The sequence below is a fragment of the Pseudomonas sp. DWRC2-2 genome (genome assembly GCF_049897885.1).
Lineage (GTDB): Bacteria > Pseudomonadota > Gammaproteobacteria > Pseudomonadales > Pseudomonadaceae > Aquipseudomonas > Aquipseudomonas azotoformans_A.
Genome location: NZ_JAFCXD010000002.1, coordinates 972356 through 988398 on the forward strand (window position 1 = coordinate 972356; position 16043 = coordinate 988398).

Consider the following 16043-nt stretch of genomic DNA (forward strand, 5'->3'; position numbering starts at 1 on the left):
AGGGGGGGCTGACCTGCCAGCCCCCATACTGATTCAGCCAGCCTTGAGTACGTTGTACTTCGCTGAACACACCTCATCCAAAAACTTCACCACAGTCCCCATGCACGCCTGGCGTTCTTCCACATGGGGCATGTGGCTGGAGTCTTCAAACAGCGCCCATCGCACATCGGCGATTTCATCCAGGAACGGCTTGACCACCAGCGGCGTGGCCTCGTCGTGTCGGCCGGAGATCACCAGCGTCGGCACATTGATCGCCGACAGACGGCCCGTGGACTTCCAGTCTTTCAAGCTGCCGATCACATGGAATTCGGTCGGGCCGCTCATGGCGTGGTACACCGTCGGGTCTGCATCGACTGCGGCAAATGTGCGTGCCACTTCCTCCGGCCACGGGATGACTCGGCACACGTGCTGGTCATAAAACACCCGCGAGGCGGCGAGGTATTCCGGGTCCTGGTAAGTGCCGGCGGCTTCGTGCTTGAGCAGGGTTTCATGCACACCTTCCGGCAACAATTTGCGCAGTCGGTTGGCTTCGCTGACCCAGGTGCGCATGCACGTCGGCGAGTTGGCGGGGATAAAGGCGCGCAGGCCCTTGGGCTGCAGGATTGCGTGTTCACTGCCGAGCATGCCGCCCCAGGATTGGCCGAGGATCGCGTAGTTATCGCTGATCTGCAGGTGGTCCAGCAGGTTGTCGAGTTCTGCGAGGAACAGGCCCACGGTCCAGAATGACGGGGCTTTTTCGGGGAGATGAGTGGAGCGGCCGTTGCCCAGCTGATCGTAGTGGATCACGGCATGGCCGCTGGCGGCGACGTCCTTGAAGGCGTCGACATAATCGTGGGTGCATCCGGGGCCGCCGTGGATAACCACCAGGGGAGTGCGGCCGCTCGACAAGTCACCGGTGACGCGGTACCAGGTTTGGTAGGCGCCAAACGCCGCATACCCTTCGCGGATTTTTTCGATGAATTCCATTTCGTACCCTGCTCTGAAAAAAGGATCAGGGACACGATAATGCGTGGCAGAAATTTAAGTAACTAGCAAAACAGCTAGGTTTTGCCGAGCGGTCAGTCTTCGAGCAGGCGGTAATGAGTGGCGCGCACCACCGCCTGCACCCGGTTCTTGGCCCCCAGCTTGTGCATCGCCGAGGCCAGGTGCAAGGTGACCACGGCCAGGGAGCGGCTCAATTGCGTGGCAATTTCGGCGGCGGTCAGCCCGTCGGCGGCCCATTTGAGGCACTCGCGCTCGCGTTTGGTCAGGTGAATGTGCGGATAAGTGCGCAGCTCCTTGCTGAACAGCGGGTAGGCCGCTTCCTGCAAGGCATGGGAAATCAGGCTGAAATCCGACAAGGTCTGCTGCGCATCCTTCAACACGGTGCGGGCGTTGCCGGTGCGCAGGCCAGTCAGCGAGGCGAAGCCGCCACGGGGCAGGTGGATCGGCACGCTGACGCCGCAGGTCAACTGCTGATCGTGCAAGTAGGACGAAACCGGCGCATGGCAGGGATCGATGATCTTTTGCAGTGGGGTATCGGCCTTGACGTCGTAGGACCACACGAACGGTGACACCGTGCTCAGGGCCAGATGTTGCACCGGGTCGATCTGGTAGAACCCTTCGCTGCACCACAGGGCATGCCAGTCAGGCGGGGTATTGCGCAGAGCGAGCACCGAGGGCGTGATCAATGCGCCGTCCTGGTCCATCGGCACCGGGGTGTAGTCATACACCAATGCATCGAAGCCCAGTTGTTGGGCGAGGATAAAGGTATTGTCCATCTGCTCGTCCAGGCTCCTGCCCGGCATCAGACGGTGATTTAACGCAGTCAGCTTGGCCAGCATCCGTTCGGCTCCCGAATTCATTTGAATCTCGACTTGCGGCAAGTAGAATGCCACGCCCCGGCGAAGGACTGCCAGGCCAAACCTATAAGAAATACTAGGTTATGGACGCACGGCATCCTCGGTAGTGTTGGCCTGATAAACGGCCGCTACCTGCCAGGCCGATACAACACAAGGAATGTATGCATGTGGCGTGAAATTGCCCCCGACCAGCAGTACAACGTGCAAGTCGACGGCCATAACCTCGTGGTCTACAGCTTTGGCGAAGGCGATGAGGTGCTGTTGTGCCTCAACGGCGGGCCAGGCCTGCCGTGTGACTACTTGCGCGACGCCCATGGCTGGCTCAAAGAGCATAACCTGCGAGTGGTTGCATTCGACCAGCTTGGCACGGGCGCATCAGCCAGACCCACCGACGTTTCGCTGTGGGAAATCCGCCGTTATGTCGAAGAAGTCGAAACCGTGCGCCAGGCCCTGGGCTTGGGCCGTGTGCACCTGCTCGGGCATTCTTGGGGCGGCTGGCTCGGTATCGAATACGCCATCCACTACCCCGACGCGCTGAAAAGCCTGATCCTGGAAAACACCGTGGGCGACATTCCGCACCTGTCCCAGGAACTGGAGCGCCTGCGCGGCGCCCTCGGCAGCGAAACCGTGGCGATGATGCAGCGCCACGAAGCCATGGGCACCCTGGACCACCCGCAGTACCAGGCGGCGATCACCTTGCTCAACTATCGCCACGTGTGCCGCCTGGACGAGTGGCCCGCGCCAGTCAAACGCTCACTCGACGACTGGAACATGGGCCCTTACGAAACCATGCAAGGTCCCAACGAATTCCTCTACATCGGCAACCTCAAGGACTGGAACCGCATCCCCGAGATGGCCGAGTTCAAGATGCCGATCCTGATCACCACCGGCCAGCATGACGAACTCACCCCGGCCTGCGCCATGCGCATGAAAATGGCAGCCCGGCACGCCGAACTGCACGTTTTCCCCAACAGCAGCCATATGCCGTTTTATGAAGAACCCCAGGCGTACTTCCCGGTGCTGCTGGACTTCCTCGCTCGTCACCGAGGCTGACGGATGAACCTGGCGCGCTACCGTTTTGTGCTGTCCCGGCCGCTGCAATTGCTGCCGGTGCTGTTTGGCATCAGCCTGATCACCTTTGTGTTGGTGCGCTCGATTCCCGGCGACCCCGCGCGTGCGCTGCTGGGGTCGCGCAGCACGCCGGATGCCTTGCTGAAAATCCGTGCCCAGTACGGCCTCGACCAGCCGTTGTGGCTGCAATATTTCTACTTTCTGAAGAACCTGCTCAAGGGCGACCTCGGCCAATCGCTGCTGTACAAGGTCGATGCGCTCAAGCTGATCGTCACGCGCATTGAACCGACTTTGGTGCTGGTGCTCGGCAGTGTGCTGCTGGCGCTGCTGATCGCGGTGCCGTTGGCGACCTTGGCCGCGCGCAACAAGGGCGGCTGGGTAGATAATCTGATCCGAGTGTTTACCACCGTCGGCTTGGGCATGCCGGCGTTCTGGCTGGGCTTGATGCTGATCCTGCTGCTGAGTGTGCAATGGGGCTTGTTCCCGGTGTCCGGCTACGGCCGTACTTGGCTGGACAAGGCGCACCACATGGTTTTGCCCTGCCTGACGATTGCCCTGGCGCTGTCGGCGGTGCTGGTGCGCAACCTGCGGGCGAGCATGTTGATGGAATTGCAGGCCGACCATGTGACCGCCGCCCGGGCACGTGGATTGTCGGAAGCCGCAGTGTTTCGTCGCCATGTGTTGCCCAACTCCCTGGTGCCGGCGGTCAACCTGCTGGCGGTGAACATCGGCTGGCTGATCAGCGGCACGGTGGTGATCGAAAGCCTGTTCGCCATCCCCGGCATCGGCCAATTGCTGGTGCGCGGGATCTTCACCCGCGATTACATGGTGGTGCAGGGCGTGGCCATGGTGCTGGCCTGCGCGACGGTGATCGTCAACTTCATCGCTGACGTAGCGACGGTGGCCCTTGACCCACGGGTGAAGATGCAATGAGCAGCCGCCCGTTGATTGCTCCTTGGCGCTTGCGCCTGCGCTTTGGCTTTCGCAATGGCCGGCTGACGGCGGCGTGGGGCTTGTTGATTCTGCTGGTGTGGCTGGTGCTTGCGCTGTTCGCACCGTGGATCGCGCCCTACGACCCGATTGCGCAGAACGCGGATTTCAGTTTGCTCGGACCCAGCCTGGCTCATCCGTTCGGTACGGATAACTATGGTCGGGACATCCTTTCGAGGGTGATCTGGGGCGCACGCATTGACCTGCAACTGGCCATCGTCGGGGTGATTTTCCCGTTCATGATCGGCACCTTCGTTGGCGCGGTCTCCGGATACATCGGCGGGCGTTTTGACAGTGTCTGCATGCGTGTGATCGATGTGATCCTGGCATTCCCGTTCCTGGTGCTGATGCTGGCGATCATGGCTATCCTCGGTCCGGGCTTGAAGAGTTTCTATATCGCCATGGCGCTGGTGGGCTGGGTGTCCTACGCCCGGCTGATCCGCTCACAGATCCTGGTGCTCAAGGAAAGCGACTTTGCCCTGGCCGCCAAGAGCCTGGGCTTTGGCCATGGGCGGATTCTGTTCCGGCACCTGCTGCCCAATGCGATGTTCGGCTCCATCGTGTTTTCCATGTCGGACGCGGTGTTGGTGTTGCTCAATGGCGCCGCCGTGAGTTACCTGGGCCTGGGCGTGCAACCGCCGACCGCCGAATGGGGCACGATGGTGGCCGAAGGGCAGGCCTTCATCACCACCGCCTGGTGGATCTGCACCTTTCCGGGGCTGGCCATCGTGACCTTGGCCATGGGCTTCAGCCTGCTCGCTGATGGCGTGGCGCAAGTGCTGGGGGATCGCTCATGAGCCTGTTGCAAGTGCGCGACCTCAGTGTGATCGCCAATAACGCCGGGAGGGATGTGACCCTGGTTGATCGCGTGTCCTTCGATCTGGCCGAGGGTGAGATCCTCGGCCTGGTCGGGGAAAGCGGCTCGGGCAAAACCATGGCCTGTCGCGGCCTGATGCGTTTATTGCCTTCCCCCAATCTACGGGTGCAAGGCGGCGCCGTAAGGCTGGCCGGCCAGGATCTATTGTCACTGGATGACGCCGGCATGCGTGCCGTGCGCGGCGGTCAGTTGGGCATGATCTTCCAGAACCCCAGCAGCCACCTCGACCCGTTGATGCGCATCGGTGAGCAGATTGCCGAGGGTATTCGCTTGCACCAAGGCACCTCGAAAAAAGATGCGCGGCTGCAAGCCATCGACGTGCTGCGCCAAGTGGGCATCCCTGATCCCCAGGCGCGGGTCGACAACTACCCCCACGAGTTTTCCGGCGGCATGCGCCAGCGTGCGATGATCGCGGTCGCCCTGGGCTGCAACCCGAAAGTGTTGATCGCCGACGAACCCACCACCGCCCTGGATGTGACGGTACAGGCGCAGATCCTGCGGCTGTTGCTGGAACTGCGTGATCAGCGCGGTCTGTCGATCATCATGATTACCCACGATCTGGGCGTGGTCGCGCAAACCTGCGACGCCATCGCCGTGATGTACGCCGGGCGCCTGTGTGAGCACGGCAGCAAATATGATTTGCTGGCGCATCCGCAGCATCCTTACACCGCAGGCTTGATTGACTGCCAGCCCGCCCACAGCAGTGGCCACGACTTGCTGCGCACAATTGCTGGACAGCCGCCGTTGCTGGACGCATTGCCCGCCGGCTGCCGCTTCAACCCGCGTTGCCCACAGGTCGGCGCCTTGTGCACCGAGGTGCTGCCGGAAGGCGCGCGAGTCGCCTGTCATTACCCGTTGGGAGTGCGCCCATGAGCCTGCTGCAGATCAAGGACCTTGAGGTGAAGTTTGCCGCATCCGGCACCGGTTTGTTCGGCTTGAACAAACAGTGGGTGAGGGCGGTGAACGGCGTATCGCTGAACCTGGCGGCGGGTGAAACCCTGGGGTTGGTCGGTGAGTCCGGCAGCGGCAAAAGCACCCTGGGTCGCGCCATCCTGCACCTCAATCCGATCAGCGCCGGGCAGGTGTTGTTTGATGGCATCGACATGGCTCACGGTAGTGCCATCGACATCACTCGTCTGCGCCATGAAACCGCAATGATCTTCCAGGACCCGTATGCCGCGCTGAATCCGCGCCACACCATCGGCGAGACGATTGCCGAAGTGTTGCGGGTGCAGCGCAAGGTCACGCCGGAGCAGGTTCCGGCGCGTGTGAATGAATTGCTCGACCTGGTCGGCCTGCGCCCCGAACTGGCCAGCCGCAAACCCGGCTCCCTCAGCGGCGGGCAATGCCAGCGCGTCGGCATTGCCCGGGCACTGGCGGTGGAGCCACGGCTGATCATCGCTGATGAGTGTGTGGCGGCGCTGGATGTGTCGATCCAGGGCCAGATCATCAACCTGTTGCTGGAACTGCAACAGCGCATGAACCTGGCGATCCTGTTCATCGCCCATGACCTGGCCATCGTCCGCCGTTTGTGCGATCGCGTGGCGGTGATGTACCTGGGCAAGATCGTCGAGGAGGGCCCAGTGGAAGCGGTCTTTACCGCCCCACGTCACCCGTACACGGCGGCGTTGATCCAGGCGATTCCCGAGATCGATCCCCATCGGCCATTGCCTGCCGAACCCTTGCCGGGCGAACCGCCGAGCCCGCTGAATTTGCCTACAGGCTGCGCCTTCCACCCGCGTTGCCGGCATGCCCGAGCCGTGTGTTCCGTGGTGTTGCCGCCGACGCATTTCCTGCACGAGCATCGGTACAGTTGCGTGCTTGAAGAACCTTTGCTTTGACCCCCTGCCATTCATTAACAAGGAGTTGTGATATGCAATCGCGCCACTTGAAGTTGCTCGCCGCCGCTACATTGACCGCATGGTCCCTCACTGCCGGGCTGGCCCACGCCGCCGGCGTGCTGACCATCGGCTGCCGTGAAGACAGCACCACGTTCGACCCGATCAAAAGCGCGCAAAACCGCGACACTTGGGTATTCGCCAACGTTTACGACACCCTGGTACGCGTCGACAACCTGGGCACCAAGATGGAACCGGGCCTGGCCGAAAGCTGGGACATTTCCAAGGATGGCCTGACCTACACCTTCAAACTGCGTGATGCGAAGTTCTCCGACGGCTCGGCGATCACCGCTGAGGACGCCGCGTTCAGCCTGTTGCGCATCCGCGACAACAAGGCCTCGCTGTGGGCCGATCCGTTCAACTTGATCAACACGGCCAAGGCGGCTGATCCGAAAACCCTGGTGGTCACCCTGAAGACGCCGGCGGTAGCCTTCCTCTCGCAATTGGCGTCGCCAACGGTGTCGATCCTGTCGGAAAAAGCCATGACCAAGATGGGCGAAGACGCCTACTCGGAAAACCCGGTGACCTCCGGCGCGTTTACCGTGGACGAGTGGCGCAAGGGTGATCGGGTGATACTCAAGAAAAACCCGAACTTCTGGCAGGCCAAGAACGTCAGCCTGGATGGCGTGGAGTGGGTCTCCGTGACCGACGACAACACGCGCATGCGCATGGTGCAGAACAACGAGCTGGACACGGCGATCTTCGTACCCTTCTCGCGGGTCGAAGAGCTGAAGAAAGACAAGAACGTGGTTATTCACGCCGATCCGTCCACCCGTGAAGATCACCTGCTGATCAACCACGAGCACGGCCTGCTGGCCAAGCCGGAAGTGCGTCAGGCGCTGGACATGGCTATCGACAAACAATCGCTGGTGAAGACCGCCACTTACGGTCAAGGCACCGTGGCTTATTCCTACATTCCAAAGGGTTCGTTGTACCACTACGCCAACAACCTGCAACGCCCGTATGACCCGACCGCTGCGAAGAAGCTGCTGGAACAGGCCGGTGCCAAGGACTTGAAGCTCAACTACGTGGTCAACGCCGGCAACGAAGCCGACGAGCAGATTGCGGTGATCATCAAGGACCAACTGGCCAAGGTCGGTGTGACGGCCAACCTGCAAAAGGTCGACCCGACCCAGAGCTGGCAGATGCTGGTGGACGGTGAGTACGACATTTCGGTGATGTACTGGACCAACGACATCCTTGATCCGGATCAGAAGACCACCTTCGTGCTGGGCCACGACACTAACCAGAATTACATGACCCGCTACAAGAACGACAAGGTCAAGGCGCTGGTGGCACAGGCGCGCATCGAGGCGGACCCGGCCAAGCGCGAGCAGATGTATGTCGAGTTGCAGAAACTGGCGAAACAGGACGTGAACTGGATCGACTTGTACTACAGCCCGTACATCAACATCTCACGCAAGAACGTGAGCAACTTCCTGCAAAACCCACTGGGCCGTTTCACCCTAGAAGAAGTCGTGAAGAACTAAGATCCAGAGAGCACTGCATACAAATGTGAGAGCGGGCTTGCTCGCGAAAGCGGTACATCAGTCAGTAATTTTTGACTGACACTCCGCTTTCGCGAGCAAGCCCGCTCCCACATTTATTTCTCTTGCGTACCTGTTATTGCGCGTCGAACGCCTGGCCGTTGATGCCGGCACTGTCCGGCCCCATCAGGTACAGGTACACCGGCATGATCTCTTCAGGAGCAGGCCGCTCCATCGGGTTTTCCCCCGGATACGCCTGGGCGCGCATGCTGGTGCGCGTGCCACCTGGGTTGATGCTGTTGGAGCGTACCGCGGCCACATCCTCAAGCTCATCGGCCAAGGTCTGCATCAAGCCTTCGGTTGCAAACTTCGACACGCCATAAGCGCCCCAATAAGCCCGGCCCTTGCGCCCGACGCTGCTGGAGGTGAACACCACCGACGCATCCTGGGACAGCTTGAGCAGCGGCAACAGCGTGCTGGTCAACATGAACATCGCGTTGACGTTCACGTGCATCACCCGCATGAAATTCTCACCGGACAACTGCTCGATCGGCGTGCGTGGGCCAATGATCGAGGCGTTGTGCAGCAGGCCGTCAAGGTGGCCGAATTCCTTTTCGATCATAGCGGCCAGCTCGTCGTATTGATGGGGCAGGGCGGTCTCCAGGTTGAACGGGATCACCACCGGTTGCGGCTGGCCTGCGGCTTCGATTTCGTCATATACCTGGGCCAGGTTGGCTTCGGTCTTGCCCAGCAACAGCACGGTGGCGCCGTGGGCGGCGTAGGTTTTTGCCGCCGCCGCGCCAATCCCGCGACCGGCGCCGGTGACCAGGATCACCCGGCCTTTGAGCAGTTCTGGGCGTGCAGAGTAATCAAACATAAACAACCTCGACAGAATTCACAGAAAATCCATTTCGACCATCAGCAACTGCACAGTGCGTTATCCAGCACCTTGCGCAGTTCCAGCGGGTGATCCACCACCACATCGGCGCCCCAGTGGCGCGGGTTGTCGTCCGGGTGGATATAGCCGTAGGTGACCGCCGCGGTGCGGGTGCCGGCGTCGCGGCCGGACTCGATATCGCGCAGGTCGTCGCCCACGAACAGTACGCTGGCCGGGTCCAGGTCGAGCATCTTGCACGCCAGGATCATCGGCTCCGGGTCCGGCTTGCTGTTCTTCACGTGATCCGGGCAAATCAGCAGCGCCGAGCGCTCGGCCAGGCCCAACTGCTGCATGATCGGCTCGGCAAAGCGCAGTGGCTTGTTGGTGACCACGCCCCAGACCAGCTTGGACTTCTCGATGTCTTCCAGCAGCTCGGCCATGCCGTCGAACAGTTTGCTGTGGACCGCGCAGCCTTTGAGGTAGCGCTCGAGGAATTCCTGGCGCAGCTCCTCAAAGCCTGGGGATTCCGGGTCCATGGAAAAGGTCACGGCCACCATCGCCTTCGCACCGCCGGAGATTTCATCGCGGATGTGCTGTGGGTTGATCGGCGCCAGGTCGCGGTCGGCGCGCATGGCCTGGCAGATGGCGATAAAGTCCGGCGCGGTATCCAGCAGGGTACCGTCCATGTCGAAGAGAACCGCTCGCAACTTCACAGGCTCACTCCTCGCGCAGGGTCTGGATCATGTAGTTGACGTCAACGTCGTTGGCCAGCTTGTAGTGCTTGGTCAGCGGGTTGTAGGTCAGGCCGATAATGTCCTTGACGGTCAGCCCGGCTTGTCGGCTCCAGGCGCCCAGCTCGGACGGGCGGATGAATTTCTTGAAGTCATGGGTGCCGCGCGGCAGCAGCTTCATGATGTATTCGGCGCCGATGATCGCGAACAGGTAGGCCTTGGGGTTGCGGTTGATGGTGGAGAAGAACACCTGGCCGCCGGGCTTGACCATGCGGAAGCACGCGCGGATCACCGAGGACGGGTCCGGTACGTGTTCGAGCATCTCCAGGCAGGTGACCACGTCGAACTGCTCGGGCATTTCTTCGGCCAGGGCTTCGGCGGTGATCTGGCGGTATTCCACGCTCACGCCGGACTCCAGCTGGTGCAGTTGGGCCACGGCCAAGGGCGCTTCGCCCATGTCGATGCCCATGACGGTCGCGCCGCGCTGGGCCATGGCTTCGCTGAGGATGCCGCCGCCGCAGCCCACATCCAGCACCTTTTTGCCGGCCAGGTTGACGCGCTCGTCAATCCAGTTAACCCGCAGCGGGTTGATGTCGTGCAGTGGCTTGAACTCGCTTTCGCGATCCCACCAGCGGTGGGCCAGGGCTTCGAACTTGGCGATTTCGGCGTGGTCGACGTTGCTCATGGTGAATCCTCTAAACCTGATAAATCGTTTGGTCAGTTCTGAACCCTGGGGTTCAAAACCTTCGTTATTCGTTGTGCCCGCTGATACGTTGGCCCCAGGCGATGGCCGTGGCGGTCAACTGTTGTTCATCCATGCGGGTCAATTGCCGGTCGTCGAGCAACTGCTTGCCGGCGACCCAAAGGTGTTTCACACAATCGCGTCCGGTGGCATATATAAGCTGCGAGACCGGATCGTAGATCGGTTGTTGCGCCAGCCCCGACAGATCGAAGGCGACGATATCCGCCGCCTTGCCGACCTCCAGCGAGCCGATCTCGCTTTCCAGGCCCATGGCCCGTGCACCGTTGAGGGTGGCCATGCGTAGGGCGCGATGGGCATCCAGCGCGGTGGCCGAACCGGCGACAGCCTTGGCGAGCATCGCTGCGGTGCGGGTTTCACCCAGCAGGTCGAGGTCATTGTTGCTGGCGGCGCCATCGGTGCCGATGGCCACGTTCACGCCAGCCTGCCACAAGCGCTCCACCGGGCAAAAGCCGCTGGCCAGTTTCAGGTTCGATTCCGGGCAGTGAATGATGCTGGTGTTGCTTTCTACCAGCAAAGCCAGGTCATCCTCGCTGATTTGGGTCATATGAACGGCCTGGAAGCGCGGCCCCAACAGCCCTAGGCGACCCAGGCGCGCTAATGGCCGCTCGCCGGTCTGCTCGACGGCTTGCTGCACTTCAAAGGCGGTTTCGTGAACATGCATGTGGATGGCGGCGTCTAGCTCTTCGGCGATTACGCGGATTTTCTCCAGGTTGTCGTCGCACACGGTGTAGGGCGCGTGCGGGCCGAAGGTGATCTTGATGCGTGGGTGGTGCTTGAGGTCGCCGAACAGTTCGACGCCCTGGCGAATCGCCTCATCTGGCGTGCTTGCGCCAGGGATCGGGAAGTCAAGGATCGGGATCGCAATCTGCGCGCGCATGCCACTGTTGTGCACGCAGTCACTGGCGACCTTGGGGTAGAAGTACATGTCGGAGAAGCAGGTGATGCCGCCCTTGAGCTGTTCGGCGATGGCCAGGTCGGTGCCGTCGCGCACGAAGGCTTCATCGACCCACTTGGCCTCGGCGGGCCAGATATGTTTTTCCAGCCAGGTCATCAGCGGCAGGTCGTCGGCCAGGCCGCGAAACAGGCTCATTGCCGCGTGCCCGTGGGCGTTGATCAGGCCGGGGCTGAGCAGCATGCCGGGCAGTTCGCGCACTTCGTTGGCCGAAAGCTTCAACGCTGCGGCCCGTGGGCCGATAAACGCAATGCGCCCGTCGCGGATGCCCAGCCCGTGTCCCTTGAGCACCACGCCAGCGGGTTCGACGGGTACCAGCCAGGTTGGCAGCAACAATAAGTCGAGCGGGGCGGCAGTGGCGGTCATCGCAGGCTTCTTCCCAGGCAGCTATAAAAGAAGGACGAAGTATACCCGAGCGTCCTGGCTGGCGGATCGCTATAATCGGCGGCTTTGTTTATGAGTGCGGAGTAAGGGATGCGCGATCGACTGTTGGCAGCGGAGAAAGTGAAGGCCATCGATTGGCATGATGGCGCGCTGTACCTGCTCGATCAGCGTGCCTTGCCATCCCGGGAAAGCTGGGTGGCCTGCTCTACGGTCGATGACGTGGCGGCCGCCATTCGTTCGATGGTGGTGCGCGGTGCGCCAGCGATTGGCATCAGCGCGGCGTATGGCCTGGTGCTGGCCGCCCGTGAGCGCATCGCCGAGGGGGGTGACTGGCAGGCTGCGTGGGAAGAAGACTACGCTTTGCTGGCCGATACCCGACCCACCGCGTCGAATTTGTTCTGGGCGTTGAAACGCATGCGCGACCGCCTGGACCGCGTCAAAAAGCACGCCGATCCGCTGGCGGTGCTGGAGGCAGAAGCCATCGCCATCCATGAAAGTGATCGCGAAGCCAACCTCACCATGGCCCAACTGGGCGTCGAGCTGATCCGCAAGCACCAGGGCAATGCCCAGGCCATTCTTACCCACGGTAACGCAGGCGCCCTGGCGACCGGCGGCGTGGGTACGGCGCTCGGAGTGATTCGAGCGGCCTATCTTGAGGGCATGGTCGAGCAGGTCTACGCCAATGAAACCCGGCCTTGGCTGCAAGGTTCGCGGCTAACCGCCTGGGAGTTGGCGGGCGAGGGCATCCCGGTGACGGTGAATGCCGACTCGGCCGGCGCACACATCCTCAAGACCAAAGGCGTGACCTGGGTGATCGTCGGCGCCGATTGCATTGCCGCCAATGGCGATGTGATCAGCAAGATCGGCACCTACCAATTGGCGGTGTGTGCGATGCACCACGGTGTGCGTTTCATGGTGGTGGCGCCGAGTTCGACCCTGGACCTGATGATGGCCACGGGTGATGACGTCGCCCTGGAAGAACGCGATACCGGCGAGTTGCTGGAAGTCGCCGGCCAGCGTTTTGCTGCGGATGTGAGCGCCTACAACCCGGTGTTCGACGTGACCCCGGCCGACCTGATCGACGTGATCGTGACTGAAAAAGGCGTGGTCGAACGGCCGGACACCGCCAAGCTGGCCAAGTTGATGTGCCGTAAGCGCCTGCATTAAGCCAATTCGTCTTCAAAATTGGGCTTGGATCCAGCTCTGAGCCCCTCTCGTCGCCCTCAAGCCTGTCATCCGTCAACTTACTATGCTCCATGCGCATCAGGGGGATAGGTGCGTGGCGGCGATTGTGATAACATCCGGCGGTTTCCAGGGTTGCCCCGAGGGGTGGCCTATAACGTGCAGATCCGTGTCATAACTCGTTGATTTGTCGTAAGTCGTTGTCAGGCACTCTGCCGGCAGCGGCGAGCTTCGTTCGTCCCATATGGATGTGACGAGGTTTCACCCGAAAAAGGAATCAGGCTTCTCATGGGCGAACTGGCCAAAGAAATCCTCCCGGTCAATATCGAAGACGAGCTGAAACAGTCCTACCTCGACTACGCGATGAGCGTAATTGTCGGTCGGGCACTGCCTGATGCGCGCGATGGCTTGAAGCCCGTGCACCGGCGTGTGCTGTTCGCGATGAGCGAGCTGGGTAACGACTGGAACAAGCCGTACAAGAAATCTGCCCGTGTTGTCGGTGACGTGATCGGTAAGTATCACCCCCACGGCGACACTGCGGTGTACGACACCATCGTTCGGATGGCCCAGCCGTTTTCCCTGCGCTACCTGCTGGTAGACGGCCAGGGCAACTTCGGTTCGGTCGACGGCGACAACGCTGCGGCCATGCGATACACCGAAGTGCGCATGACCAAGCTGGCGCACGAGCTGCTGGCCGACCTGCATAAAGAAACCGTGGACTGGGTGCCGAACTACGACGGCACCGAAATGATCCCGGCGGTCATGCCGACCAAGATCCCCAACCTGCTGGTCAACGGTTCCAGCGGTATCGCCGTGGGCATGGCAACCAACATCCCGCCGCACAACCTCGGTGAAGTCATCGACGGTTGCCTGGCCCTCATCGACAACCCTGAGCTGACCGTCGATGAGCTGATGCAATACATCCCCGGCCCGGACTTCCCGACCGCCGCGATTATCAACGGTCGCGCCGGCATCATCGAAGCCTACCGCACCGGTCGCGGCCGCATTTACATGCGCGCCCGCTCGATGATCGAAGACATCGACAAGGTCGGTGGCCGCCAGCAAATCGTCATCACTGAACTCCCGTACCAGCTGAACAAAGCGCGTCTGATCGAGAAGATCGCCGAGCTGGTTAAAGAGAAGAAGCTCGAAGGCATTACCGAGCTGCGCGACGAGTCCGACAAGGACGGTATGCGCGTGGTGATCGAGCTGCGTCGTGGCGAAGTGCCGGAGGTGATCCTCAATAACCTCTACGCCCAGACCCAGCTGCAAAGCGTGTTTGGTATCAACGTGGTTGCACTGATCGACGGCCGCCCGCGCATCCTGAACCTCAAGGATCTGCTGGAAGCCTTCGTGCGTCACCGTCGTGAAGTGGTGACCCGCCGTACCGTGTTCGAACTGCGCAAGGCCCGCGAACGCGGCCACATCCTGGAAGGCCAGGCGGTTGCGCTGTCGAATATCGACCCGGTGATCGCACTGATCAAGGCTTCGCCAACCCCGTCGGAAGCCAAGGAAGCGCTGATCAGCACCCCTTGGGAATCCAGCGCCGTGGTGGCCATGGTTGAGCGTGCCGGCGCTGATTCGTGCCGTCCAGAGACCCTGGACCCACAATACGGCCTGCGCGAAGGCAAGTACTTCCTGTCCCCGGAACAGGCCCAGGCCATCCTGGAACTGCGCCTGCACCGCCTGACCGGCCTGGAGCACGAAAAGCTGCTGGCCGAGTACCAGGAGATCCTCAACCAGATCGGCGAGTTGATCCGCATCCTCAGCAGCGCCGTGCGCCTGATGGAAGTGATCCGCGAAGAACTGGAAGTGATCCGCGCTGAATACGGCGATGTGCGCCGTACCGAGATCCTCGATGCCCGCCTCGACCTGACCCTGGGTGACATGATCCCGGAAGAAGAGCGCGTGGTGACCATCTCCCACGGTGGCTATGCCAAGACCCAGCCATTGGCGGCATACCAGGCCCAGCGTCGTGGCGGTAAAGGTAAATCGGCTACCGGCGTGAAGGATGAGGACTACATCGCTCACCTGCTGGTCGCCAACAGCCACACCACGCTGCTGCTGTTCTCCAGCAAGGGCAAGGTGTACTGGCTGAAAACCTACGAAATCCCGGAAGCCTCCCGCGCTGCCCGTGGTCGTCCGCTGGTCAACCTGCTGCCGCTGGACAGTGATGAATACATCACCACCATGCTGCCAGTCGAGGAGTACACCGAAGGTCACTTTATCTTCATGGCCACCGCCAAAGGCACCGTGAAGAAGACCCCGCTGGAATCCTTCAGCCGTCAGCGCAGCGTGGGCCTGATCGCCCTGGAGCTGGACGAAGGCGACGTACTGATCTCCGCGGCCATCACCGATGGCGAGCGTGAAGTCATGCTGTTCTCCGACGGCGGCAAGGTCACGCGCTTCAAGGAATCCGACGTTCGCGCCATGGGCCGTACCGCCCGAGGTGTACGTGGCATGCGTCTGCCGGAAGGGCAGAAGCTGATTTCGATGCTGATCCCGGAAGAAGGCAGCCAGATCCTCACCGCTTCCGAGCGTGGTTATGGCAAGCGTACGGCCATCAGCGAGTTCCCGGAGTACAAGCGTGGCGGCCAGGGCGTGATCGCCATGGTCAGCAACGACCGCAATGGCCGTCTGGTCGGCGCGGTGCAGGTGCTCGACGGCGAGGAAATCATGCTGATTTCCGACCAGGGCACCCTGGTACGTACCCGTGTGGCTGAAGTGTCGAGCCTGGGTCGTAACACCCAGGGCGTGACCCTGATCAAGCTGGCCAAGGACGAAAAACTGGTTGGCCTTGAACGTGTCCAGGAGCCTTCGGAAGTCGAAGGCGAAGAGCTGGAAGGTGAAGAGTTTGACGGCGAGGTGATCGCAGCTGGCGATGACAACGTCGACGAGCCGACCCTCGACGCTGCCGCAGACGAAGAAGAACCGCAGGAATAAGCGGACACACAGGGGGCGGATGAAGATTCGCCCCCTTGTTGTTTGTC

At 61.4% G+C, this 16043-nt stretch carries 14 protein-coding genes; 8 read left to right on the plus strand and 6 right to left on the minus strand.

Annotated features, from left to right (window positions below):
• Positions 1 to 33: 33 nt before the first annotated feature.
• The gene (locus tag ACP7EW_RS13135) at positions 34 to 966 is read right to left on the minus strand and encodes a proline iminopeptidase-family hydrolase (RefSeq protein ID WP_426217474.1); all 933 of its coding nucleotides are present in this window, start codon (positions 964 to 966) and stop codon (positions 34 to 36) included.
• A 92-nt stretch (positions 967 to 1058) separates the two neighbouring features.
• Complete coding sequence (locus ACP7EW_RS13140) at positions 1059 to 1823, minus strand: LuxR family transcriptional regulator (RefSeq protein ID WP_038850381.1); 765 nt, start codon at positions 1821 to 1823, stop codon at positions 1059 to 1061.
• Positions 1824 to 2006: 183 nt separating this feature from the next.
• Here ACP7EW_RS13140 and ACP7EW_RS13145 point away from each other — a divergent pair, with 183 nt between their 5' ends.
• Genes ACP7EW_RS13145 through ACP7EW_RS13170 form a run of 6 tightly spaced genes read left to right on the plus strand, consistent with a single transcriptional unit; the run spans position 2007 to position 8167 of the window.
• Positions 2007 to 2894: a proline iminopeptidase-family hydrolase gene (locus ACP7EW_RS13145; protein ID WP_426217476.1), complete on the plus strand. Its 888-nt coding sequence runs from the start codon at positions 2007 to 2009 to the stop codon at positions 2892 to 2894.
• 3 nt (positions 2895 to 2897) lie between these two features.
• Positions 2898 to 3845: an ABC transporter permease gene (locus ACP7EW_RS13150; protein WP_426217478.1), complete on the plus strand. Its 948-nt coding sequence runs from the start codon at positions 2898 to 2900 to the stop codon at positions 3843 to 3845.
• Positions 3842 to 4699, plus strand: a complete 858-nt coding sequence (locus ACP7EW_RS13155) for an ABC transporter permease (RefSeq protein ID WP_426217480.1) — start codon at positions 3842 to 3844, stop codon at positions 4697 to 4699. Before ACP7EW_RS13150 ends, ACP7EW_RS13155 begins: the two co-directional genes overlap by 4 nt.
• A complete protein-coding gene (locus ACP7EW_RS13160) occupies positions 4696 to 5652 on the plus strand; it encodes an ABC transporter ATP-binding protein (RefSeq protein ID WP_426217482.1) in 957 nt (318 codons plus the stop codon). The genes ACP7EW_RS13155 and ACP7EW_RS13160 overlap by 4 nt, the downstream gene beginning before the upstream one ends.
• Positions 5649 to 6620 (plus strand): ABC transporter ATP-binding protein, encoded by a 972-nt coding sequence (locus tag ACP7EW_RS13165; protein WP_426217484.1) that lies wholly within the window; start codon positions 5649 to 5651, stop codon positions 6618 to 6620. Before ACP7EW_RS13160 ends, ACP7EW_RS13165 begins: the two co-directional genes overlap by 4 nt.
• 32 nt (positions 6621 to 6652) lie before the next feature.
• Positions 6653 to 8167, plus strand: a complete 1515-nt coding sequence (locus ACP7EW_RS13170) for an ABC transporter substrate-binding protein (protein ID WP_426217486.1) — start codon at positions 6653 to 6655, stop codon at positions 8165 to 8167.
• Between the two features lie 133 nt (positions 8168 to 8300).
• Here ACP7EW_RS13170 and ACP7EW_RS13175 read toward each other — a convergent pair whose 3' ends face one another.
• From ACP7EW_RS13175 to ACP7EW_RS13190, 4 genes are all read right to left on the minus strand, one after another.
• Entirely contained in the window at positions 8301 to 9041 is a 741-nt protein-coding gene (locus ACP7EW_RS13175) for a YciK family oxidoreductase (RefSeq protein WP_016975315.1), read from the minus strand.
• 41 nt (positions 9042 to 9082) lie between these two features.
• Positions 9083 to 9754, minus strand: coding sequence for an N-acetylmuramic acid 6-phosphate phosphatase MupP (mupP, locus tag ACP7EW_RS13180; RefSeq protein WP_033902529.1), 672 nt, complete (start codon positions 9752 to 9754; stop codon positions 9083 to 9085).
• Positions 9755 to 9758: 4 nt separating this feature from the next.
• Positions 9759 to 10457 carry a bifunctional 2-polyprenyl-6-hydroxyphenol methylase/3-demethylubiquinol 3-O-methyltransferase UbiG gene (gene ubiG / locus ACP7EW_RS13185; protein WP_003189760.1) on the minus strand — a complete coding sequence of 233 codons (699 nt, stop codon included), beginning with the start codon at positions 10455 to 10457 and terminating at the stop codon, positions 9759 to 9761.
• Positions 10458 to 10521: 64 nt separating this feature from the next.
• Positions 10522 to 11853 carry a TRZ/ATZ family hydrolase gene (locus ACP7EW_RS13190; RefSeq protein WP_426217488.1) on the minus strand — a complete coding sequence of 444 codons (1332 nt, stop codon included), beginning with the start codon at positions 11851 to 11853 and terminating at the stop codon, positions 10522 to 10524.
• A 108-nt stretch (positions 11854 to 11961) separates the two neighbouring features.
• Between ACP7EW_RS13190 and mtnA the strand changes: the two genes are divergently transcribed.
• A complete protein-coding gene (gene mtnA / locus ACP7EW_RS13195; RefSeq protein ID WP_426217490.1) occupies positions 11962 to 13038 on the plus strand; it encodes an S-methyl-5-thioribose-1-phosphate isomerase in 1077 nt (358 codons plus the stop codon).
• A 303-nt stretch (positions 13039 to 13341) separates the two neighbouring features.
• A complete protein-coding gene (gyrA, locus tag ACP7EW_RS13200; RefSeq protein ID WP_005786294.1) occupies positions 13342 to 15996 on the plus strand; it encodes a DNA gyrase subunit A in 2655 nt (884 codons plus the stop codon).
• Positions 15997 to 16043: the final 47 nt, after the last annotated feature.